We start from the raw sequence: 23,220 nt of genomic DNA on the forward strand, positions 1-23,220 counted from the left end.
TACGGCGACGACGCCATCTACCCGGAGACGATGGCCGCGCCGTCCTGCGAGGCGGTCTACCGCAGGAAGATCGCCATAGCGCGGGAATACGGCTTCAATCACGTCCGGCATCACAGCCACTTCCTGCCTCCCGAGTATTACGACGTGTGCGACGAACTCGGCATGCTCGTGTCGCCCGAACTGCCGATTGGGTATCAGCAGTTCTACAACCGGGCGAAGGGGCCCGCGCTCGAACTCTATAAGACCGAGTGGGCCGCGGCGATTCGCAGGTTCCGCAATCACCCTTCGATTCTGGACTGGTGCATGGGTAATGAAATGTACGACAGCGTGCCCATCGCGCCCGACCTCTACCGTATCGCCAGAGGACTCGACACCACGCGGCCGGTCGTCGACTCCGACGGCCTGCCGGCGACAGGGTTCATCGATGGCACGCGCGACCGCGACACGCTGGACCTCTACTTCGTGCAGTTTGACGTGTTTCAAACGCCGCTCGACAAGCCGCGGATGTATGCGTGCCCCGCGCCGTTGAAGCCGGTCATTTCACACGAAACCGGGAACTACGTCACCTTCCCCCGCCTCGACCAGATCGAATTGTTCCAGCACAATTTCATCCCGTTCTGGCTCATTGCGGCACGCGAAAAGGTGGCGCGGATGGGCCTGCTCGACGAAGTCCCGCGCTGGGCGGAAAACTCCGAGAAGCTTTACACGCTCCTGCGCAAGATTGACATCGAAACACTGCGGAAGAGCCCCAATATCTCCGGTTACCACTGGTGGTTGCTCCAGGATTACTGGACCACCTCGAACGGGATCATCGACACCTATTTCCGGGCGAAGCCCGGCGTCGATCGCGCATCCGTCCTGCAATTCAACAATGACGTCGTGCTGCTCGAAGACGGGCTCAACGCCACCGGCCGGGGCGGCGAACGCATTCAATCCAGACTGCTCGTATCGAACTTCGGCTCTTCCGAGTTGACCGATTCGATACTCTCATGGACCGTATCGGCGGAAACCGGCGCGGTCGCGCAGGGCTCGCAGGCCGTTCCATCCGCCCCGGTGGGCGCGCTCGTGGAACTCGCGAGCATCGAGGCGCCATTGCCGGATGTCGACGCACCCGCGCGCATCGAGGTCAGGGCCGAACTGGCCACGACGGAACGCATCATCTCAAACGCGTGGTCCACGTGGGTCTTCCCCGCGCGCGTGGCGCGACCGGTTGCGCCGCTCTTCGCCTCATCCGAATTACTGCCGTGGCTGCAGATGTTCGGCGCGCAGCCGCTGCCGGCGGAGAAGCCGTATCCCGCGGCGGCGGTCTACGTCAGCAACCAGTTGACGCCGGAGTTGACCGGGGCCGTGCTCGCGGGCGCGTCGCTGCTGTTGTACAAGCCGGTGCAATTCCTGCCCGCGGCGCCGGCGCGGTTCAAGACGGCCTGGTGGCTCGGCAACGAGGGCGACAATAACGCGGGCACGGTGGTCTACGATCACCCAGCGACGCGCGCCATGGCGCCCGACGGCTGGTGCGACACCGGGTGGTACCGGCTGCTCGAGGATTGCGAAGGCTATATTCTCAACGACGCTCCCGAGCAGCCGGAAGTGCTGGTGCGCGGCATCGAGGTTGCCTGCGTCTGCCGCAACAAGGCGATGTTGTTCCAGGCCGCCGCGGGCCAGGGCTGCGTCATCGTCTGCGGCCTGAACCTGGACGCGAGCCTGCCCGACGGGGCGCCCTGTCCCGCCGCCGATTGGCTCACGGCCTCGATCCTTCAATATGCCGCCACGTTTCCTGATCCGGCCGCGGCATTTTCCGAGTCCTTCCTGCGCGAACGCGCCGTGGAGGCGCTTCCGTTCGGCGCGCCGTTCGTGGAAGGCTTCGCGCGGCTCCGGCGCAACGATGGAGAGAGCAGCGCCTGGTTCACCTACCGCGAGGCAAGCGCCCTCACCGAGGTCGTCCGGCAGACCGAAGCCGGGCACGCCGTCGAATGGGAAACGGCGCCCATGCCGGCGTCCATCCCGGGGGGCGCGGTGACGCTGGTGTTCGCGGGCGGGCTTGGCTGGATTTCGCAGCCGGAATCTGGCGGTTTCGCGCTGAGCGTCAACGGTGAAGACGTGCTGCATTTCGACGTGTGCCGCGGGCGCGGCCTGTGGCGCGACGCGTCCAGCGGCGTCACGCTCGCGCTGGCGCCGCGGCGCAGCACCTCCGAGGACACGGCGGGGCTGTTCTACCTGGGCGTGCCTCGCGAACGGGTCCAACCCGGCCAGCCGTGCCTCATCACCGTGACTTCGCTCGGTTCCGGAAGCCAGCGGTGGTTTGCCCTGCATCCGTATACGGACGTGCTTCGGGGCCCGCGCGGCAATCGGTAAACACACGGATTGAGGCCAGGGTCACTCCGATTCCGCGATGACTTCGACGACCTTTCCGATCTGCAGCGTCGCGGGATGAAAGAGACGCGGCCCGCCCTCGCCGCCAAGGCAATACAACGTGTCGCCGACGCTTCCCGCGCTCGGGATCGAGGTCTGTTCGAGCAGCGGGTCCGCCGTGCCGAGGCGGCCGCTCCGGGTGTCGTATACCAGCACGGTCTTCTCGAAGAAAGACTCCCAGGCGCGCGATTGTTCTTCGGCGGTGCGGGCATCGGTCACCGAACCGTCCGGATGCCAAGTCTTCGGATACTTGTATCCGGCAATGAGCAGGATGTAACGGTCCTCATAGACCAGCGCGCGCCTGTTTGCGCCGTGCGGCAAGTCGCGCAGGCGCGCCCATCCGTCGCTTTCGGGGTTGTACTCCCAACAGTCCACGGCGTTGTAGTATGCGTACGGAGATTTCGCCAACGGCGCGAAGATGCCGCCCAACTGGTAAATCTTTCCCCCCGCCGCCGCCACGCCGGAGTCGAATTTCGGGACGCCAGGGCAGTCGGCCAGCCGCTTCCAGCCCGCGCCGATGCAGGTCGTGTCCAGCACAAGCAGCGCGCTGCCGACGGGGTCGCCGTTGCGGCCTGCTTCTGAATGGAAATCGGGGCCGTCCGCGCCGGGCCCTTGAAAGAAATCGGCCACGCCAAGCAGGTAGACCTTGTTTCCGATCACAGCCGTGCTGCATGCGCTGCCGTACACCGGCCACGGCAGCCGCGCATCCGGCAGCTCCTCCCAGACCCACCGGTCTCCATCTTTCCGCAACCGGCACACGTCAGAATAGGTGCATGGTTCGGCGTAGTTGATGCCGCCCATCGCGTACAGCGCGCCATTGACGACTGCCACCGCCGCGCCCTGGCGCGCGGGGCCGGGCATGTCCGCGAGCCGCCGCCATCCCGCGGATTCGTCTTCGGGGCAGAACGCGAATGTCAGACGTGTAAAGCCGGAAACCTCGCCGCCGAAGGCGTCGGGATGCTGTCTGCAAATATCCAAAGGGTGCCGCGTGAAACCGCCCGCCGACACGACCATGCCATCCACACATCCGGCCGCGGAGTCCTGAATGCCCATCGGATAGTCCGGGCCAAGCCGCCACTCAATGCGGAGCATCGGTTGGAGTTCGTCCGGATTTGACGCCGCGAAACCCTGGGCAAGCAAAACACGCGCCAGCGCGAGCAGTGCCGCGGCCATGAGCAGTCTGTGCGCACTCAATGCTATTACCCTCCGTCTTCCAAGTAAATCCGGGACCACAGGTGCCGGTTTCGCATGCCGCGCGGCGGACGCCGCAGTCAACCGGAATGCGGAAACGGGCGGTGCCGCCTTCTTCAATGCCCGCCAATCAGTCCCGCCTTGGCGAGCAGTTCACCCACGACTTCGATGGAAGCCTCCGCGCACTCCTCGCCGTGGGCCGCCGTGGCTTCCCGGGGATCTTCTCCGCCGACTCCTTGCGGCGTTTCGTCCCTGGATTCCGGCAGCCGCGACAGGTCCACCAGGTCGGGCCGGTAGTGCAACATCAGCGAGGTTTCGTTGCGCGCGGCATGGTCCGTCTGGCTTTTCCACCGCTGCAGTACGCCTTTCGTCACGCCCAGCAGTTGCATGCCGTAGCGGGCTTCCCGTTCGGGAATGGCGGCGACCCAGGACCAGCGCGACGGGCCGTGCCCGTCGGCGAACACCGCGCGGAACCCGGCGCGTTTCAACTGGTCGAGGATGGCGTCCACGATTTGGAGGTGCAGTCCCTGAGAAACCCAGTAGCAGCTTCCGTCCAGTTTCCGGGGCGGAACGGTTGAGTCGGCATAATCCATGCCTACCAGCATCGTGCCGTCATCCGCGGGCCGTGCGCGGTCCGGGCCAAGGTGAATCGGCGGCATGACAATCCCGCCAAATCGCCGCGCGCAGCGCACCATGAGTTCCTCGCTCTGGATAGCGTCCGCACCCAAGGGCAGGTGCTCGCCGTGCCATTCCAGGGTGCCCAGGGGCAGATACGCGACCGGACATTGGGCAAGGCGGGAACGAAACTCGTTCGGCAAGAGTTCAGCGTAACGGACTTTCACCATGGCGGACGCCTTCTCCCCGGATTCTTCCCCCGCAGCAGCCAAATTGCCGGCAAGCACGCCCGTGGAAGCGGCGGCGAGGCTCGCTCCCAGGAAGTCTCGCCGTGAAGTGTCTTCGTCCCGGCTCATCCGACCCTGCTCCCTCATGTCCGCGGGCGGCGGGTTCAGGCCTTGTCCAAGATGTTGCGAATCTGTTTCTCGCGCGCCTCAATGCTTTCCGTGAGCTTGAACTGGACCCGCGCCCGGTTGAGGTTCTGCCCGTCATAGCGCGTCTTGAAGTACACGTTTCCGGCGATGTGGTCCGCGAAGAAGCGCAGGCCTAGCTCGAAGGCAATCAGCCGGATGGAGTCATACAGGTATCTCCGGTCGCTGTCGGTGAGGAAGGACCGCGCATGGACCATATAGCCTTTTACAATGGCTTCGCACAGGTCCGTGTCGAACAGGACACGGCTCAAATCGGACGTCTCCTCGCCCATAGGATTGCAGCAGGAGCGCAGGCAGTCGCCAAAGTCGTAGTGAATCAACCCGGGCTTGACGGTGTCCAGGTCGACGATGCACGTGCCTTTTCCCGTGGCATCGTCGATCATAATGTTGGAGATTTTCGGGTCTCCGTGGACCGGCTGCAGGTGGAGTTCACCCGCCGCCTTGGCGTCTTCCAGGACAGCGCACCAGTGGCGGCGCTCTTGCACGAACCGGTTGCATTGCTGTGCGTCGAGCGAGGCCTTCAGCCTGACCTGGCCCTCAGCCGTCTGCAGCGACTGGTCAAGCTTTTCCAGGTATCCCGGCGTGATGTGGTATCCCACCAGCGTGTCGCGAAGCAGGTTTACGTCCAGGTCGCTGATAAGCCGTTGGAAATACCCGAGCACGAACCCGGCCTCGCGGGCATGCTCCACGCTCTGCACCTGCTCGTAGGAATGCGCGGAGGCAATGAGCGTAATAGCGCGCCAGTATTCGCCATCGCCGTCAACGATGAAGTCCTGGCCGTCCTTGGCGGGAATCACGCGGGGCAGCTGCCAGATGCGGTCGGCCGTGTCGGCTTCCGCTTCAATGCGCTTGTGCACGTGTTCCGTCACGACGCGCATGTTCTCCATGATGTATTCCGGGCGCGAGAAGACCCGTTTGTTAATCTGCTGGAGAATGATCCGCTCTTCGGAAAAGGTCGTGCGGAAGATCGCCAGATACGTGTCGTTGACGTTGCCCTCCCCCGTGTGCTCGACCGTGACCAAGCGTCCCGCCACATCAAACTTGGGCGCAATAAGAGCGGCTTTCAATGGAAGAGCGTTCCTTTCTTTGTGCGATGCAACCCCAGAACCGCAACGTATTTCGAGAACGTTCCTGGTCTCACCCCTGTGGTCTTCCTCCGTTTCTTGGCGTAGGCTACATCGAAGACGGCCATATTCTCAACACGGATACCATGCACGGATACCATGCGCGGTCTCGGAGTCCGGCGGCGCCGCGACGCGCCCGCCATGGGACTTCCGCGCGCGCCAGTCCAGTCTCTCCATTGCATGAGGCCGGAGAAACGCGAAACCAGGGGCCGGATTCCCGTGTCTAGCATCCGGTGGGATGTGCGACTTTCGCGCATCTTCGTGCCATCTGCCATTCTGCGCAGTCTGACGGAAGAGGACATGATGGAAACGGAAAGCCCGAAGAAAGGCAGCCGCCGCACGTTCTTGAAATGGGGCGCGGCCGCAGCCGTTGTCGCCGGCGGTTCGGCCACGTATATCAGTTGCCGCAGGAAACCCGAACTGCCCGAGAGCATTGGCAGGCTGGCGCCAAGCCCGGGCGCGCCATGCCCGGACGCCCCGCTGAAACCGCGGCACATCGAGGAACTGGGCATACGCCGCATGTCCGAATTGGATCGCCTGCCCTGGTTCGAGAAGAACGAAGCGGGCGAGTTGCGTCTGCGGGCCGATGCGGGAACCGGCCCGATCATCGATACGCACGCGCACCTGGGGTGGGCCTTCGGGCTCGGGCGGCCCGTAGACATGACGCACACGTGCGACGTGCAATATTTCTACGATTACGAACGCGACCAGGACGTCCTGTTCACGCAGGACCATCCCAACCCCGATGAGGCTTCGACAATAACGCGCGAGAACCTCCAGGTGCTGGTCCGTACGCCTTGGCGCAATCGCACGAATACGGCGGCAAACCTCAGCCTCGAAATGAACCGGATGAATTACCGCAATATCGTGTTGCTGCCCGTAGAGATTCCGTATCAGGCGCGGCACGCTCATGACACATTGGAGGCCGCAAGACTGGATAGCCGCTTTATCGCATTCGGGGCCATTTATCCGAAACCCTGGGGACCGGACAAGCTCGAGCGGCTGGAAACACAACGCAAGACAGGGATCAAGGGCATCAAATATCATCCTGAGATGCAGATGATCGCCCCGGACAATCCCCACATGATGCAACTGTTCGAATGGTGCGAGGCCCATGACCTGATTGTCTATTCGCACGTCGGCTACACGGGCCGGGAGCCGGGATTCATGAAGAAGAAGTCCGAACCCCGGCTTTTCGAGACGCCATTGCAGGCATTCCCGAAGCTGCGGTTCGTCTTCGCGCATACGGGTGTGCGTCTCATGGATGAAACGCTCGAGGTAGCCCGAAAACACGAGGACCGGGTCTGGCTGGACATTTCGGGGCGTTCCGCTTCGAACATCGCTTATATCCTTCAGCGTTATGACACGGAAAAGATCATGTACGCATCCGATTGGCCGTTCATGCCTCTGGCCATCATGGTGGCGCGCGGCCTGGTGGGAACGGAAAGCTGCCCCCAACTGCGGGAACGCTTCTTCAGCGGCAACGCCTTGCGGCTGCTGGGACTGACGTAATGGCTTCCGAAAGCAGCGGCGAAACAAGCGAAGAGACGGATGTCGTAAGGGGCACGCGATGGGTTGCCGCAACCGTATTGACGATGCTGTTTGCTGCCGCGGCCGCCAGCGGCGATGAACAGCCGCTCTACTTTACCCTCCTGCACACGAACGACGAGCACTCCGCGGTGCTGCCCGCCCCGCTCGTGGACCATATCCCGGGGGAAAAAGACCCCACGACCGGCGGTTTCGCGCGACTCGGGCGGCTGGTCGGGGATATTCGCGCGGTCAAGAAAGACGCGGGCGAGCCCGTCGTGCTCGTCTCGGCAGGCGACATTCTGGGCGGCGCGCCGCTTTTCTGGCTGATACCGGGCGGGGAAGCGCCCGAGATTTCGATCATGCAGCAGATTGGCTACGACGTCATCACGATCGGAAATCACGACTTCGATTACGGGCCGGAAACGCTGGCGCAGTATTACCGGGTTGCGGGCTATCCCGAAGCCGGAGCGTCCACTGCTCTGGTCTCATCCAACCTCGTGATTCCACAGGGGCACCCCCTGGGCGCTTGCGGCATTGCGGCCACGCGCATCCTCGAACTGGACAACGGCCTGCGTCTGGGCTTTTTCGGGCTATTGGGCGACAACGCCGCAAAACTGGCCGCGGAAAAAACGCCCATCGATATTTCGGAACCGATAGCCGCTGCAACGACGGCCGTGAAAACCCTGCAAGCGATGAAGGCGGATGTCATCATCGGGGTTACGCACGCCGGGCGCGATGAAGACGAGGCCGTGGCATCCGCGGTGCCGGGGATCGATCTCCTGATCACCGGGCATTTTCACCCAATGGCGCTTGATACGCCCATTCGCGTGGGCAATACCATTATTGCGCAAAGCAGTCCCTTCCTCGGCCGCCTGGGCGTCCTGGAGCTTGCCTGCACGCGTTCCGGCGGCAAGCTGCAGCTCAGAAATGAAGAGCATGGCCAGCCGTATCTGGCGCCGATTGACGACTCGGTCGAAGAGGACCCCGCCATTGCCAGGACCATTGCCGGATACACGGAACAGCTAAACCTGCTCGTGACTCGGCTGACCAGGAACGCCGTAACGGATATCCGGGATACGGTGCTCTATTCCGATTTCGTCTTGGAAGCAGGACCACCCGGGCAAGAATCGATTCTCGGGAGTTTCGTCACCGACGCCATGCGTCTGGTCGTTGAAGAACGAACCGGCGAAGAGGTGGATTTCGCGATTCAGGGCAATGGCGTTATCCGGGATGATGTACGCCCGGGCGCCATGCCCTCTTCTTTGAACAAAGTCTCTTTCTATGATTTGGCGACGGCGGTCGGCCTGGGCAGAGGCCCCGACGGGAACCCGGGCTATCCGCTCGTCTCCATCTATCTCACCGGCAACGAACTCTACCGGGTCCTCGAAATCAGCTTGTATCTCGCGCAGCGCGCGGACATCTTCTTCCTGCAACTGTCTGGCGGCCGCGTCTCCTATGACCCTGCGCGCACTGTCCTCTTCCAAATACCTTTCGCCGGCATTCCCATCCCCTCTTTCCGCGCCGTGCTCCAACTCGAGCGCTTCACCGGTAATGGGCCGCAGACCGGTTCCGGCGACAGCTATGAGCCTATTCCGCGCGGCGACGACACCTTGTATCATGTCGTCTGCGACTCGTACATCCTCTCCTTCTTCCCGAGAATTGCCAAAATGCTTCCCTTCTACAAGGTCATTCCGAAGGATCGCGAAGGCAAGGAAATCACGCCGGGCGAAGCCCTTATCAAGATTGAGGGCGAAGAACTCAAGTTCTGGCAGGCCGTGACGGCGTACGCGCTGGCTCAGCCAAAGACGGGCGACGGCATTCCCCGGATACCCGGATACTACGCGCGCACGGGGACGCGCATTGTCCAGAAACACGCGTTCCCGCTGGTCATCTGGATAATACTCGCGCTGACGCTGCTGTTGCTCTCGATTTGCCTGCTCTTATGGAAGTTGAGACGGACACGGGCAAGGAAAGGCATTGCGTGAGCGGCAGGCGGCGGCATATTGTGTGCGGCGGCGTCTCTCACACGAGCATGAAAGCGGGAACGCGTGTGTCATAAGGTCCTGCGTCTAACCACGGCACTTTTCCTTGCGGGGTCTTGCTTCGCCGCGGAATACGCCCATGTGGAGGACATGACCTTCGCCGCCGAATACGACGGAAGCGAGCAGCGGTTTGTCATTGCCCTTCCCAACAACTGGGAACCGTCCGCGGAACATGACGTGTGCGTGGCGTTGCACGGCCACGGCTCGGACCGGTGGCAGTTCGTGAACGAAGGGCGGGATGAGTGCCGCGGGATCCGTGATATGGCCCTCCAGCATGACATGATCTTCGTGGCGCCCGACTATCGCGCAAAGACGTCGTGGATGGGGCCCGCCGCCGAGGCGGATGTAGCGCAGATCATCGCACTGGTGAAGCGGCGCTACCGCGTGCGGCGGGTCTTTCTCTGCGGCGGGTCAATGGGCGGCAGTTCTGCATTGACCTTTACGGCGTTGCACCCGGACTTGATCGACGGAACCGTGTGCCTGAATGGAACTGCCAACCATGTGGAGTACGGCGAGTTCCAGGACGCCATTGCAGCGTCGTTCGGGGGCACGAAAGCGGAGCGGCCGGACGAATATCGGAAACGCAGCGCGGAATTCCTGGCAGACCGCTTCACCATGCCCATTGCGATTACCGCGGGCGGCAAGGATACCGTGGTGCCCGCGGCGAGTTCCCTGCGCCTGGCGGAACGACTGAAAGCCCTTGGCCGGCCGGCACTGGTGATCTTCCGGGAGGACGGCGGTCACGCGACCGATTATGACGACACGAAAGCGGCGTTTGCGTTCGTCATTTCCAACGCGGGCGAGAAATGACGTCTTTGCCCTGTGCGCCCGGAAACGTCAAAAGCCCAGAATGCTCTCGAGACCCGGCAAGGGACGAAACTGACTGTAAGCGAAGACGGCGTAGAAACCCAGCAGTCCCACGGCCTCGACACGACTCAGTTTGCGGCCCGTCGTGACAAAGATCTGGATCACGACCGCCGCCAGAATCAGAAATGGCATGGCAAAGGAGGTCAGGCCCGTATCCACCGTCATGGGATGAACCAGACAGCAGATCCCCAGAACGACAAGCTGTGTGAATATGTTGGAGGCATAGACTTCGCCTATGGTCACGTCCGCCTTGCGCTTGAACGTGGCGGACAAGCTGATCGTGAGTTCGGGCAGGCTCGTGCCGAACGCAAAGAGCAGCACGCCCATGGCCAGAGGCGAAATCCCCGCTGCTGTTCCCAGGGTCGTACCCGAATCCAGGGCGATCTTCGACCCGCCAATAACGCCGAACACCCCCAGACCGCAGAGCAGCGCCGTCCTGATTCGCGAGCCAGGCATAGGACCCGCGGGCGGACTTTCGGCGTCCAGCCGGGCCGTCTTGAGCACACTCAGCACGTAGGGCACATAGATGAGCATCAAGACAATGCCTTCCGAGCGGGCAAGCCGCCCGTCCATGGCCAGCACGAGCACCAGCGCGGAGGAGAGAATCATCCAACTGGACTCCCGAGACTGCACCTCTTCACGAATGTCAATGGGCCGGACCAGCGCGCAAACCGCGGTCACGAACGTCAGCGTGACGAAATTCGAGCCGATGACATTGCCAACGGAGACGGCGTCCTGGCCCCGGGCCACGGCAAACAGCGACACAGTCAATTCCGGCAGACTGGACAGCACGCTCACGCCCAGAACCGTGATGACCAGTTCCTTGACGCCAAGAGAACGCGCCAGGAGACTGATGTTCCGCGTGATAAACTCCGACCCGCCCCAAAGCAACAGCACGCCCAGCACAAAGAGCAACACAGCAACAGCCACGGGGCCTCCTTTCGCCAGATGCCGGAGAAATCTCAGGCAGACGCCATTTCAATCCCTCGCTTTCACGGCATGGTACGACAAGAACAGCACAACGCTCCAGCCTGACGCGGACTTCGGCCGCGCCAGTGTGGTACTGTATGCGCCGGAGTGAGGGAGTTCTCAGCAAGCCCGGCGAGTCGAGTCCGCCGCCGCGAACTCTGGAGCAACGCATGCCCGACAAGGCAAGTCTTGCGCGTGCCGTAGTGGTCACCGGGGCGTCAACGGGCATCGGGGCAGCGTGCGCCGAGGAACTCGCACAACGGGGATGGCGCGTCTTCGCCGGTGTGCGCAGCACGCAAGACGGGGAGACCGTACAATCAAGAGGCGGCAAGGGCATCAAGCCGCTCCTGCTGGACGTCACCAAACCCGAGACGATCGCAGCGGCTGCCGCATCCGTGGCGGAAGCGACCGGCGAAAAAGGGCTTCAAGGGCTGGTGAACAATGCGGGCGTGGTTGTCGGCGGCCCACTGGAGTTCGTGCCGCCCGACGCTGTCGAACACCAGTTCCGGGTTAACGTGTTCGGACTGATTTCAGTTACACAGGCCTTCCTCCCCTTGATCAGGGCGGGACACGGCCGGATAGTGCTGATGAGTTCCACTTCGGGATTCTGGTGCGAGCCTTTCTTGGGCCCTTACGCGGCGACAAAGCATGCCGTCGAGGCCATCGGGGATGCGCTGCGTGCGGAACTGCATCCCTGGGGCATCAAGGTCGCGCTTGTACAGCCGGGCATCATTGCCACGCCCATTTGGGACAAATCGCGCGCCGTCATGCAGCAAATGCTGGCTTCGCTGCCCGAGGCTTGCCCGGAGTTGTACGCGGGGGCCATCGCATCCGTGCAGGCCGTCTCAAAGAGGGCCCAACGGCTGGCCATCGAGCCAGGGCGCGTGGCGAGGACCGTCCGTCGCGCGTTGGAATCACGTCGGCCAAGGACAAGATACCCGGTGGGCCCGGATGCCCGAATGCAGTCGGCGCTGATTCGGTTCATCCCGGACCACATGCGCGACCGGATTATGCGCTGGATAATGGGGCTGTAGCTTGCCGCATGCGCGGCGGCCGCCAGTCCCTCGGGAAACAAGCGCCACACTGGGACCACCAGGGTGCAGCGCCTGCAAATGCGTCTTGCGATAGGATACAGCGATGGTATTGAAGCACCGGATCAGGAATGCGCTCTCATGGGTCATGGTGTCCGCTATTCCTTGCTTCGCCGAGCCGATTCTCGCCGGCGACCTGGCCACTTTTGGCACAAGCGCAAAGGAAGTCCGCGTATTGGCGGGCGGGAAAGAAGCCGAACTGCTTTTCCATGAGGGCCGCGGCTGTCTCACGCACATGTGGTTTGGCGGCGACTGGCCGGGATGGGACCGCACGCGCATTCGCTGCTATGTGGACGGGGAACCGGCGGCTTCCATCGACATGGAACTCTTTCTTGGACACGGCATTGGTTTCGGCGAAGAAGCCGCCCCCTGGGGCACGGAACGCCTGGGCAAAACGGGACATCCCAGCGGCGTCTTCAACTCCTACCGGATCCCTTTTGGCAAGAGCATCCGCGTAACCGCGCAAGCGGCCCCCGACCTCAAGGAGGACCCGCCGTTCTGGTGGATTATTCGGGGCGTCGAGAACATGCCCGTAGAGGTCGGTGGCATTCGGCTGCCGGACGATGCGCGGCTGCGCCTGTACCGGACCGAGAACCGCGAGATGGCGCCCCTGGAGATGCTCGACCTCTGCGAGGCATCCGAAGCGGGCCTTTTATACCAGGTGACTATGTCTGTGCGCAGCGGCAACCTGAATTTCCTGGAAGCGTGCATGCGCGCTTATATGAACGGCGGCGCGGAGCCGTTGCTGCTCTCCTCGGGTACCGAGGACTACTTTCTCGGCACGTACTACTTCAACCGGGGCAGGTATCATTTCCCGATGGCCGGTCTTACGCACCTCGATGCCCGGAAGAACACGTTCTCGGCGTACCGCTTTCACGAACAGGACCCCATCATCTTCAAGAACGGCCTGCGCCTGGTCTGGCGAAACGGTGAGGCTTGGGCGGACGGAAGGCCGTTCGGCGACCCCCAACACAGCATCGTTACCACATACACCTGGGTCTACGAATGGCACAGCCCTGCCCCGAAACAACGTCCACGCCGCCGAAGGAACTGCGGCGACGGACATGCGGAACATCCGGAACTCCGCGATTATGCGCCGGCAGGGTCGCGGTTCTTTCGTGTCATGACTTCACGTGTGGAGTCTCCAGCAGGCAAAGGGGCCGCTTATGAACAAGCGAGCGATAGGAACGGCAGGATGGGCAATTGCGCTGGCGTGTGCTGCATGCCCGGCCTGCGCCGAGGATTTGACCGGGCCGCGCGCGGTGCCCACGCCGGAACAGGTCGCGTGGCACGACGCTGAAATCGGCATGTTCATCCATTTCGCGCCGAATACGTGGCAGGATTCCGAATACGACCGGCGTGATACCCCGCTCGATCAAATCAACCCGGAGCGATTGGACACGGACCAGTGGGTAAGCGTGGCGGAGAGCATGGGCGCCGGGTACCTCGTGTTCGTGGCAAAACATGTCGGAGGCTTCTGCATGTGGCAGACCGGCACCACGGACTATTCCATCAAGAACACGGCATGGCGCGGCGGCAAGGGGGATGTGCTCGCCGACCTGAGCGCGTCGTGCAGGAAGCGCGGCATGCCGCTGGGGGTCTATCTAAGCCCCCGGGACGACCACTTCGGCGCGCAGACTTCCGGCGTATGCGCAACGCCGGAAGAGCAGGCCGAATACGCCGCGATCTACCGGCAACAATTGACCGAGGTGCTCTCGCGTTACGGCGACCTGTTCGAGGTCTGGTTCGACGGCAGCAACGTCATCGAGGTGGGCGACATCCTCCGGCAATATGCGCCGAATGCGATGATCTTCCAGGGCGAGTACGCAACCATCCGTTGGGTAGGCAATGAGGACGGCCTCGCGCCGTATCCCGCCTGGAACTGCACGACACGGGAGGCCGCCCAGCGCGGCGCGACGGCCGCCGACAGTACGCCCTTCGGCGATGTGTGGCTGCCGAGCGAGTGCGACGTGTCGCTGCGGCGCGACTGGTTCTGGAATTCGCGCAACGAGGACACCATCAAACCACTCGAGCAGCTCATGGACATCTACTACCGGTCCGTGGGCCGCGGCGCCGTTCTGTTGCTGAACGTGACGCCGGATACCACGGGCCTGATCCCGGAACCAGACGCGCGCCGCGCGGCGGAATTCGGCGCGGAGATCAAGCGCCGTTTCGACGCGGCGATTGCGTCGACCGCGGGCGAAGGCCCGATTCTCGAACTGGGCCTTACGGCAGTCCGGCCCGTGGATCACATCGTGATCATGGAGGACATCGCGCGGGGCGAGCGTGTGCTTGAATACGCCGTCGATGCGCAGATTGGCGGAGAATGGAGGGAGGTTATAAGAGGCACGGCCATCGGCCACAAGAAAATAGACCGCTTTGACCCCGTCGAATCGGGCCGGTGGCGATTCCGCTGCGTCCAATCCAACGGGCCGGCTTCACTCCGCAAGTTCGCCGCGTACAGCGTGGGCGGAGCATGACCAGCCTGAAACAGGGCGCGCCACCCGTGCGCTTGGCGCCTGGCCTTCCCGTTACAACTCTTGCACGCTCCAATCTCGCCTTGTCAGACCGGTGACGTGCCCGAAAAACCTCTTGTACATTTCCGGCTGTTGTGACACACTGGATGCAAGGCGCCGCGGTGGAAAGCCGGTCTGGTGGGGGCCGGTCAGGAGCGCCAAGGAGTGCCTATGAGACCCGCACGCTTGAGTATCCTCATCCTCCTTGCGGCAGCCTCGTTTGCCGCCTGCAAGCCCAACAAATTCTCGTATGAAGTCTCGCCCGACGTAATGCCCACGGTCCTGGTAGTGCCTACGCCGGACGGCGGCTCGACGGTCGTCGAGGCGTATCAGGACGAGAAGGGCGTCCGCACGGACTTCGTCTCGGATGAAATAGTCATCACCCCCAGAAGCCAGGCGGAACTGGACCAGTTTCTCGCGGATTACGGCGGCACGATCATCTATGACAATTCCGTGCCGGAACCGCCGGCAATCCTGAAAGACCGCGTCCGGATGCCCAAAGACGGTCTCGGAGCAACCAGCTATACCGTGCGTGTCACGAAATTCCCGGACCTGGAGGATTTCGCGTCCGATGCTCAGCGAAGGGGAATGCGGGGCAAGTATCTCTTCTCGTCGGAGGATGGCATCGCATTGATTGGGCTCGCGGCGCGCGCGTACGCTCGCGGCCTGCGCGTGCAGCCCAATTTCGTCTGCATCGGGCACGAGATGCTCCACTATACCCAGGAACAGCCGCTTTCCGGCGGCGGCTATGACAACGCGATGTTCTACTTTGCCTTTCACGGCAAGGAAGAGTCCGGTTCAAGCCGGTCTTCGATATACAGGGCATGGCAGTTCATGGAAGCGGCCCGCTATGCGGCCCCGCAATGGTATGGGCTCGCCATTATGGACGGCGGCTTCTGGCTGAACGCCACGGGCGGACCGATGCAGAGTCCGTCCGGTATTGGAACGGACCTGCCTCCCTCAATTGTTCAATATGATTTTCACCAGGATGACTACATCGCCGACGGGGGCAATCCCAACAATTGTACGGGCGGCAACCCTTGCCCGTTTCACGGCAACAACACCGCCAGTGTCGCGGCCGGTTTCCTCGACAATCGTGCAGCCATTGCCGGGTCCGGCGGCCAGGTGTCGCAACCGTACTTGTTCAAGCTCAGGCTCACCAGCGACCAGCAGGACCGTGCGCTGCGCACCGCCATCGCGTGGGGCGCGACCGTGGTCAACATGAGTTTCGGCGGCCCATGCAACGACGATTGCATGGAATACTACGAGGAAGTCAGCGACCTTTACAGTCATTTTCAGGAGGCCTACGACGCGGGCATGGTCATTGTGGCTTCGGCCGGAAACGACGCCATCGACGTGGACGCGAACAATGTCATTCCCTGCTGCATCGGCGGCGTGATCTGTGTGGGCGCGCTCGAAAGCTACAAATACAACGCGATCAGCTATTCGAACTTTGGCGCCAGCGTCGACATCTGGGCGGACACGAACGTGCCCGCCATGCCAAACGGCGATACGCCCAACGCCCTGGATACGGCCGGGGGAACGAGCGCGTCCAGCCCGCTCGTGGCGGGCGTCGTCATGATGATGAAGCGGGTAAATCCTTCCCTGAACGCGGATCAGATCAAGACCATTCTGCAGAATACGGCATACAAGATGGGCGCGTTGCAGTCGCCCGACCCGAAGGTCCAGCCCACCGGGTATATGGACGCCTATCGCGCCGTCATGATGGCCGCCGACAACAAGATCTTCGAGGACGGTTTCGAACCGAACAATTCGGAGGGTCAAGCCTCGCCCCTGAGCCCGGGGCACTATGAAGAACTGACACTGACTCCGTCAAAGTGGGACTACTATTCCTTTTCCCTCAACGACTACGGCTCGTTCCATTTCGACATCGAATACATGACGCCCATGGGTTTCATCTTCTTCAATCTGTTGAGCGACACCCCGGAAACCCTCCTGGGCGGCGTTTCAAAAGTCTCGCACCTGGAGGGGTACCATTACCATGCGGAACTCGTGCCGCCCGGCAATTACAAGCTGCTGTTGAGCGCCTACAACCCGCATTATTACTTCATGGATTTCGAAAAGAGCGAGTCCGGCCTGCCGCCGGACGAGTTTGAAGCCAACAACACGTTTGCCACCGCAAAGAGCCTGCTTCAGGCGTCGGGTTCCTGGGACCTGACCTTGCATCAGGAAAACGGGAGCGATGTGGACTATATCCTGGTCGAGATTCCACAGATCATTGCTCTCTTGGGCAGAGAAATCCACATCCTCGACGCAGATACGCCGGTAAGAGCGGACTTGTTGAACGCGGACACGCAGTCCGTCCTTGATTCGCAAACAGGAAAGGAAATTACGTTTGCGTTCACCCACGAGTCAGTAGGCGTGAAATACGTTGTGAAGGTCTACAGCGCGTACACGCGCTACGTGCTCGATATCCGGACAACAAGTCTCGAGAATCCCTGGGAAGACACCTTGCTTAATGACCCATTCTGGTGGATAGACCCGGTTGGCCCGGACATCAGGGTCATCCTTCGCGAGGTCGAGGACTGGATCGCATTTGTGGCGCCTCCGAGAGGCGCGGATTACGTCGATCTGTTCGCGCAGGGGTTAAGCGTCAATCTGTATGATTCGAATGTCGAACTGCTGCAGGGAGGCACTGCCCTGTATGGCGGCAACCCGGCCGGCGCCCCGGGTGACATGAAGATTGGCGAACGCCTGGATACGTCGGCGTTGACGGCGGGGGCGACCTACTTGCTCCAGGTTTGCCGGACGCCCGAACCGCAGGACACCGACGTGACGGGCGTGACGCCGGTGCAAACGAACATGCCTTATACGCTGCACACGGGGTTCGCGTACTAGTGCGCGTTCGCCAGAGCGTGGAGCAGGCCTTCCCGGCCGTCTTGCCGCGGATGAAGCGTTCGCCGCGCATGGGAAGTCTTTGATGTGCGCCCGCCGGATAAATCAAGATGGGGAGGCTCTCAAGACACGCCGGCGGCGCCGCGGTATGGTTTCGGGACATCGCGTTGCCGCCAGAATCTGTTTCGCGAGACGCCGGCGCGGCGTCCCGTTGGGGAAACGAGAAAATGACAACTTTGTCCCGGCGAGATTTTCTGGGCGTCATAACGGCGGCCATGGCGAGCGCGCAGGCATCCGCAATCGGCCGTGAGCAGCCCCCGAACATCCTGTTCATTCTCACGGACGACCATGCGCAGCAGGCCATCAGCGCCTATGGATCGGTCATCAATGAAACCCCGAATATCGACCGCATTGCGTGCGAAGGCGCGATCTTCGCGCGCAACTCGTGCGGCAACTCCATATGCGCGCCAAGCCGGGCCAGTGTGCTTACGGGCAAGCACAGCCACGCCAACGGCCAACGCACCAACCAGGACGTTTTCGATGGCGCGCAGACGACATTCCCGAAGTTATTGCACGAAGCGGGGTACGACACGTCGCTAATCGGGAAGTGGCACCTGCGATCCGAGCCGACGGGCTTCAATCATCACGACATTTTGATCGGGCAAGGCAACTACTACAACCCCGATTTCGTGGGGCCCGCCGGAAAACGCCGGATTGAAGGCTATGTCACGGACATCATCACGGACCTGGCGCTGGCGTGGCTCGACCGGCGGCGCGGCCGAGCCGAGCCTTTCCTGCTCATGTGCCAGCATAAGGCGCCCCACCGCACGTGGGTGCCTGGCCCTGACCACCTGACGCTCTACGACGATGTGACCATTCCCGAACCGCCGACGCTGTTCGATGACTATGCGCACCGCGCGCCCGTGCTTGCGCGGAACGAGGCGAGCATTGCCCGGCATCTCATGTACGACTATGACTTGAAGGTGCCGGGACTCGGCATCCCCGACGCCCTGGGGCGGGACATGGTCAATGACGAAGTGCCGCGGATGACCCCGGAGCAGCGGGCGGCCTGGGACGCGGCGTACGGCCCCATAAGAGATGACTTTCTGAAGAACCGGCCCGAAGGCGCCGGCCTTATCCGCTGGAAGTACCAGCGCTACATCAAAGACTATCTGCGATGCGTGGCCTCCGTCGACGATAACGTCGGGCGTATGCTGGCGTACCTCGAAGAAAACCGCTTGGCCAGCAACACTATCGTCGTCTACTGTTCCGACCAGGGGTTCTATCTCGGCGAGCATGGTCTCTACGACAAACGGTGGATGTATCGAGAGTCTCTGGCCATGCCCCTGGTCTTGCGCTGGCCGGACAGGGTGAAAGCGGGCACACGCGTCGAACGGCTGACACAGAACATTGATTTCGCTCCGACCTTCCTGGAGGCCGCGGGCCTTGCGCCGCCGCCAGACCTGCACGGCCGCAGCCTCCTGCCGCTCCTGCGGGAAGAGCGGCCTGAAGGCTGGCGAGACGCCATCTACTATCACTATTACGAGACCGGAGAACACAACGTTCCACGGCATGAAGGCGTCAGCACCGAACGATACAAGTTGATTCACTACTACGACGAGGGCCTGTGGGAACTCTACGACCTGGAAAAGGACCCTCAGGAAATGCGGAGCGTCTACGACGACCCCCCCTTTGCCGCTGTCGTGACGGCCATGAAACAAAAGCTCGAAGAGCTCAAGGTTCTCTACGCAGTGCCCCCTGAGGATTTCGCGCCCGCGGCCGGAACATCCCCCTGACCGCGCGGCCATGGCGCGGCGCGAGTCTGCCGTAGAAATTCGGGCGTGGCTTCGCTATGATGCCTCGACGTGCCGGGCGTCGGGAAGGGAGCGTTCCAGACGGAGCGCCGCGCTCGTGGCACGGGGTGAACCGATCCGCGTGGAGGAACAGCGCATGGTCAAAGCCACATTTCATCACTTCGGCGTGCCCACCTCAATCAAGAAGGGCGAAGAAACCTATCTCGAGGGCGGGAAGGTCTATATAACGGACCCCGAGAAACATCCGTTCCGGGTGGAATTCCTGCGGTTCGATGCCGACAGCCCGCTTCCGGCGGAACTCCAGTCGGGGCCTCACGCCGCGTTCCTGGTGGATTCGCTCGACGAAGCTCTGAAAGATCAGGAGGTCATTCTGCCGCCGTTCGACGCGACGGCCGAATTGCGGTGTGCGTTCATCAAGGACGGCGATGCGCTGATCGAAGTCATGGAAAAGCGGTGAGGCGCACCGGGCGCTCGCGGACCGAATAGCTGAGGGAGGTCGAGTAATGACCATGAAGAAGTTTATCAATGAACCGGCCAGCCTGGTGCCGGAACTGCTGGAGGGGTTTGCGCTGGCGCACCCGGGAAAGGTGGCGCTCGTAAACGAGCGGCTCGTGGTGCGGGCCCGGCCCAAAGCCAAAGACAAGGTCGCGCTCGTCACGCTGGGCGGCAGCGGCCACGAACCGGCGCTTAGCGGGTTTGTCGGCGAAGGCATGCTCGATATCAGCGTGCCCGGCGAGATTTTCGCCGCGCCCGGCCCGCCGCGCGTCGTCGAGGCGTTGCGCATGGCAAACCGCGACGCGGGCGTCTTGTTTATCGTGCTGAACCACGCGGGCGATGTCATGTCCGCGAATCTCTCGATGGAAATGGCGCGGAAAGAAGGCCTGAAGGTCCGGCAGGTGCTGACGCACGAGGATATTTCCGGTGGACCGCGCGAGAATCCGGACGACCGCCGCGGGCTCGTGGGCTGCCTGCTCGTGGTCAAGGTGGCGGGCGCGGCGGCCGAACAGGGCCGTTCGCTTGACGAGTGCGCCGCCATCGCGGAGCGCATGGAACGCAACATGGCCACGCTGGCCGTGGCCATCAGCGGCGCGACACACCCGAGCACGGGTGACGTCATTGCGGAGATTCCCGAGGGGGTCATGGTCGTGGGCATGGGCCAGCACGGCGAGGCGGGCGGCGGCACGCAGCCGATCAAGACGGCCAACGAGACGGCGGACATCATGCTGCCGGTGCTGCTGGACGACCTCAAGGTCAAGGCCGGTGAGGAAGTGCTCGTGATGCTGAACGGCGTCGGGGCAACCACGCAGATGGAGCTGTACCTGGTCCTGCGCCGGGTGCGGCAGATTCTCGACGATAAGAAGATTACGCTGGCGCGCTGCCTGGTAGGCGAATTCCTCACCGTACAGGAAATGGGCGGTTTCCAGATGTGCGTGGCACGGCTCGACGATGAACTCAAGGCGTTGTGGGATGCTCCGTGCAGTAGCCCGGCGCTGACAATCGGCTGAGCACGCGGGAACACGGAACCATGAGGGAACCCATACGGCGTGACGGTCTCGCGGCAATGCTGCGCGGCGCCGCGGCGGCCATCCGCGAAAACCATGAATGGCTGTCAAAGCTCGATTCGGTCGGCGGCGACGGCGATCACGGCACGACGATGGTCCGCGCCATGGGTCACCTGGAAAAGGCCGTCGATGCCGCCTCAGGCGACATGGCCGCGCTGCTGCATGATGTCGGCTGGGCGATCCTCGGCGTGGACGGCGGCGCGACGGGCCCCCTGCTCGGCACGCTGTTCATGGGGCTGTCGGAAGGCGTCGCCGGCAGGGAAGCGCTGGACGCGCCCGTGCTCGCGGGAGCCTTTGCGGGCGCGCTGGCCAAGGTGCGCGCACAGACCAAGGCGCAGCCCGGCGACAAGACGATGATCGATGCCCTGTTTCCGGCGGTCGAGGCCATGAACCGCGCCGCCGCGACCGGCGCTGGGGTCTTGGCAGTGCTGGAAAGCGGCGCGGCGGCGGCGGAACAGGGCGCGGCGGCGACCAGGGACATGCAGGCGCGTTTTGGCCGCGCGAGAAACATCAAGGAAAAGAGTATCGGGACGCAGGACCCCGGCGCGACGTCGGTGTTCCTGCTGTTTCAAGGATTCGCGAAAGGAATACGTAGTCATGCCTGATGCAGACAAATCTTCCGGCGGTGAAGAGAAGAACTTCGGAATCGGCATCCCCATGGAGACGCCCGGCTTCTATTTGAAAGGGTCGGCGCACCTCTACTGGGGCATGAAGAACCGGCTCTCGCAGATCTTCAATCCGCGGAGCGGCCGCACGGTGATGCTTGCGTTCGACCACGGCTACATCATGGGACCGACGACCGGGCTCGAACGGATCGACCTTGTCGTGCCCCCGCTCATCCCGCACGTCGATTGCCTCATGTGCACACGCGGCGCGCTGCGCGCCTGCATCAGCCCCGAAGTGCGCAAGCCGGTGGTCATGCGGTGCAGCACGGGCGCGACCGTGCTCAAGGATCTCAGCAACGAGGTGATCGGCGTGTCCGTCGAGGAAGCGCTGGCGCTCAACGCGGCGGCGATCACGACGCAGGCATGCATCGGCGCGGACTACGAAAAAGAAACGCTGGCCAACATGTCGTACCTCATCAACGAAGGCAACCGCTATGGCCTGCCCACGCTGGGCGTCACCGCCGTGGGCAAGGAGATGGTGCGCGACGCCCGTTATCTCGGGCTGGCTTGCCGCGTCATCGCTGAGTTGGGCGTGCATTTCGTCAAGACCTATTATTGCGAACCCGGCTTCGACGAAGTCGTCGCGGGCTGCCCGGTGCCCGTGGTCATCGCGGGCGGCAAGAAATTGCCCGAACTCGACGCGCTCAAGATGGCCTGCAAGGCAGTCGACCAGGGCGCGCTCGGCGTTGACATGGGCCGCAATATCTTCGGTGCGGAAGACCCCGTGGCCATGGCGCAGGCCGTGGGAGTGGTAGTGCATGAGCTGGAGAAACCGGACAAGGCGTTCCAGCTCTACAATGACCTGAAGAAGAAACAATCGCGCTCGCGAACGCGATAACAGAAGGAATCGACACGATGGAAATCAGCAGAAGAACGGTGCTGGGCAGCCTGATCGCGGGCGCCGCCGGGTCCACGATGCTCGGCGCGGCAAGCGCAGCGGAACAGAAAGGGTCGGCCGTGAAGACATACCAGAACGCGGATTTCTACAACGTGGACGGAACGTTCAATGTCGCGGCGGCCAAGCAGGCCTACTTCGACATGATGAACCGGTTCGGATATCCCATCCTGGACCGGCTCCGCACGGAGGAGTTCTGGGCCGTCGATTTTGGGCTGGGCAAGTTCACGGAAGTGGGCATGGCGGGTATTTTCTGGGTCAACAGCAAGGAAGCGAACTATTTCGGCCACGAAATCTACCTGCTGCCGGGCCAGATGATCCCCGAACACCGGCATGTACGCACGCCGGAAGCCGAGCCGAAGATGGAAGCGTGGATGCCGCGGCACGGCTGGGTGTACATCTACGGCGAGGGCGAGCCCACGCCCGGCGTCGAGGCGCGCATCCCCGAATCGCACAAAGAGTGCGCGGTCGCGCGCACGGAGAAGAAACTGCTCCCGGGCGAGGTGGGTTCCCTGGCCAGTGCGGAAACATGGCACTGGATGCTCGCGGGCCCCGAGGGCGCGATCGTCACCGAATACGCCACGTATCACGACGGCGGCGCGTTACGCTTCAGCCATCCGCAGGTTAAGATGTAGGACAACAC

General features: G+C 62.6%; 17 protein-coding genes. 13 read left to right on the forward strand and 4 right to left on the reverse strand.

Annotation, left to right across the window (positions count from 1 at the left end):
- Positions 1 to 2,352: hypothetical protein (locus KA184_04580; protein ID MBP8128835.1), on the forward strand; the 2,352-nt coding region annotated here is incomplete at its 5' end.
- A 21-nt stretch (positions 2,353 to 2,373) separates the two neighbouring features.
- Here the strand turns inward: KA184_04580 and KA184_04585 are convergent.
- The 3 genes from KA184_04585 to KA184_04595 form a co-directional block, all read right to left on the reverse strand.
- Entirely contained in the window at positions 2,374 to 3,603 is a 1,230-nt protein-coding gene (locus tag KA184_04585) for a hypothetical protein (protein ID MBP8128836.1), read from the reverse strand.
- A 113-nt stretch (positions 3,604 to 3,716) separates the two neighbouring features.
- Complete coding sequence (locus tag KA184_04590; GenBank protein ID MBP8128837.1) at positions 3,717 to 4,445, reverse strand: creatininase family protein; 729 nt, start codon at positions 4,443 to 4,445, stop codon at positions 3,717 to 3,719.
- A 161-nt stretch (positions 4,446 to 4,606) separates the two neighbouring features.
- Positions 4,607 to 5,713, reverse strand: coding sequence for an aminoglycoside phosphotransferase family protein (locus KA184_04595; GenBank protein ID MBP8128838.1), 1,107 nt, complete (start codon positions 5,711 to 5,713; stop codon positions 4,607 to 4,609).
- A 357-nt stretch (positions 5,714 to 6,070) separates the two neighbouring features.
- Between KA184_04595 and KA184_04600 the strand changes: the two genes are divergently transcribed.
- The 3 genes from KA184_04600 to KA184_04610 all read left to right on the forward strand — a co-directional run bounded on the left by KA184_04600 (position 6,071) and on the right by KA184_04610 (position 10,152).
- Positions 6,071 to 7,282, forward strand: coding sequence for an amidohydrolase family protein (locus tag KA184_04600; GenBank protein ID MBP8128839.1), 1,212 nt, complete (start codon positions 6,071 to 6,073; stop codon positions 7,280 to 7,282).
- Entirely contained in the window at positions 7,282 to 9,285 is a 2,004-nt protein-coding gene (locus KA184_04605) for a 5'-nucleotidase C-terminal domain-containing protein (GenBank protein MBP8128840.1), read from the forward strand. The genes KA184_04600 and KA184_04605 overlap by 1 nt, the downstream gene beginning before the upstream one ends.
- A gap of 147 nt (positions 9,286 to 9,432) precedes the next feature.
- A complete protein-coding gene (locus tag KA184_04610; protein ID MBP8128841.1) occupies positions 9,433 to 10,152 on the forward strand; it encodes an alpha/beta fold hydrolase in 720 nt (239 codons plus the stop codon).
- 27 nt (positions 10,153 to 10,179) lie between these two features.
- Here KA184_04610 and KA184_04615 read toward each other — a convergent pair whose 3' ends face one another.
- Positions 10,180 to 11,139: a sodium:calcium antiporter gene (locus tag KA184_04615; protein MBP8128842.1), complete on the reverse strand. Its 960-nt coding sequence runs from the start codon at positions 11,137 to 11,139 to the stop codon at positions 10,180 to 10,182.
- 209 nt (positions 11,140 to 11,348) lie between these two features.
- On the opposite strand from KA184_04615, the gene KA184_04620 reads away from it, so the two are divergent.
- From KA184_04620 to KA184_04660, 9 genes are all read left to right on the forward strand, one after another.
- Positions 11,349 to 12,212: an SDR family oxidoreductase gene (locus KA184_04620; protein MBP8128843.1), complete on the forward strand. Its 864-nt coding sequence runs from the start codon at positions 11,349 to 11,351 to the stop codon at positions 12,210 to 12,212.
- Between the two features lie 1,223 nt (positions 12,213 to 13,435).
- Positions 13,436 to 14,749, forward strand: coding sequence for an alpha-L-fucosidase (locus KA184_04625; GenBank protein ID MBP8128844.1), 1,314 nt, complete (start codon positions 13,436 to 13,438; stop codon positions 14,747 to 14,749).
- Between the two features lie 207 nt (positions 14,750 to 14,956).
- Entirely contained in the window at positions 14,957 to 17,644 is a 2,688-nt protein-coding gene (locus tag KA184_04630) for a S8/S53 family peptidase (protein ID MBP8128845.1), read from the forward strand.
- Positions 17,645 to 17,868: 224 nt separating this feature from the next.
- Positions 17,869 to 19,437, forward strand: a complete 1,569-nt coding sequence (locus KA184_04635; GenBank protein ID MBP8128846.1) for a sulfatase — start codon at positions 17,869 to 17,871, stop codon at positions 19,435 to 19,437.
- A 115-nt stretch (positions 19,438 to 19,552) separates the two neighbouring features.
- A complete protein-coding gene (locus KA184_04640; protein ID MBP8128847.1) occupies positions 19,553 to 19,912 on the forward strand; it encodes a hypothetical protein in 360 nt (119 codons plus the stop codon).
- A gap of 46 nt (positions 19,913 to 19,958) precedes the next feature.
- Complete coding sequence (locus KA184_04645; GenBank protein ID MBP8128848.1) at positions 19,959 to 20,960, forward strand: dihydroxyacetone kinase subunit DhaK; 1,002 nt, start codon at positions 19,959 to 19,961, stop codon at positions 20,958 to 20,960.
- 20 nt (positions 20,961 to 20,980) lie between these two features.
- Positions 20,981 to 21,622: a dihydroxyacetone kinase subunit L gene (gene dhaL / locus KA184_04650; GenBank protein MBP8128849.1), complete on the forward strand. Its 642-nt coding sequence runs from the start codon at positions 20,981 to 20,983 to the stop codon at positions 21,620 to 21,622.
- Positions 21,615 to 22,520, forward strand: coding sequence for a 3-hydroxy-5-phosphonooxypentane-2,4-dione thiolase (lsrF, locus tag KA184_04655; protein ID MBP8128850.1), 906 nt, complete (start codon positions 21,615 to 21,617; stop codon positions 22,518 to 22,520). Before dhaL ends, lsrF begins: the two co-directional genes overlap by 8 nt.
- Positions 22,521 to 22,597: 77 nt before the next feature.
- The gene (locus tag KA184_04660; GenBank protein ID MBP8128851.1) at positions 22,598 to 23,212 is read left to right on the forward strand and encodes a hypothetical protein; all 615 of its coding nucleotides are present in this window, start codon (positions 22,598 to 22,600) and stop codon (positions 23,210 to 23,212) included.
- Positions 23,213 to 23,220: the final 8 nt, after the last annotated feature.

It is taken from the genome of Candidatus Hydrogenedentota bacterium, from assembly GCA_018005585.1.
Lineage (GTDB): Bacteria > Hydrogenedentota > Hydrogenedentia > Hydrogenedentales > JAGMZX01 > JAGMZX01.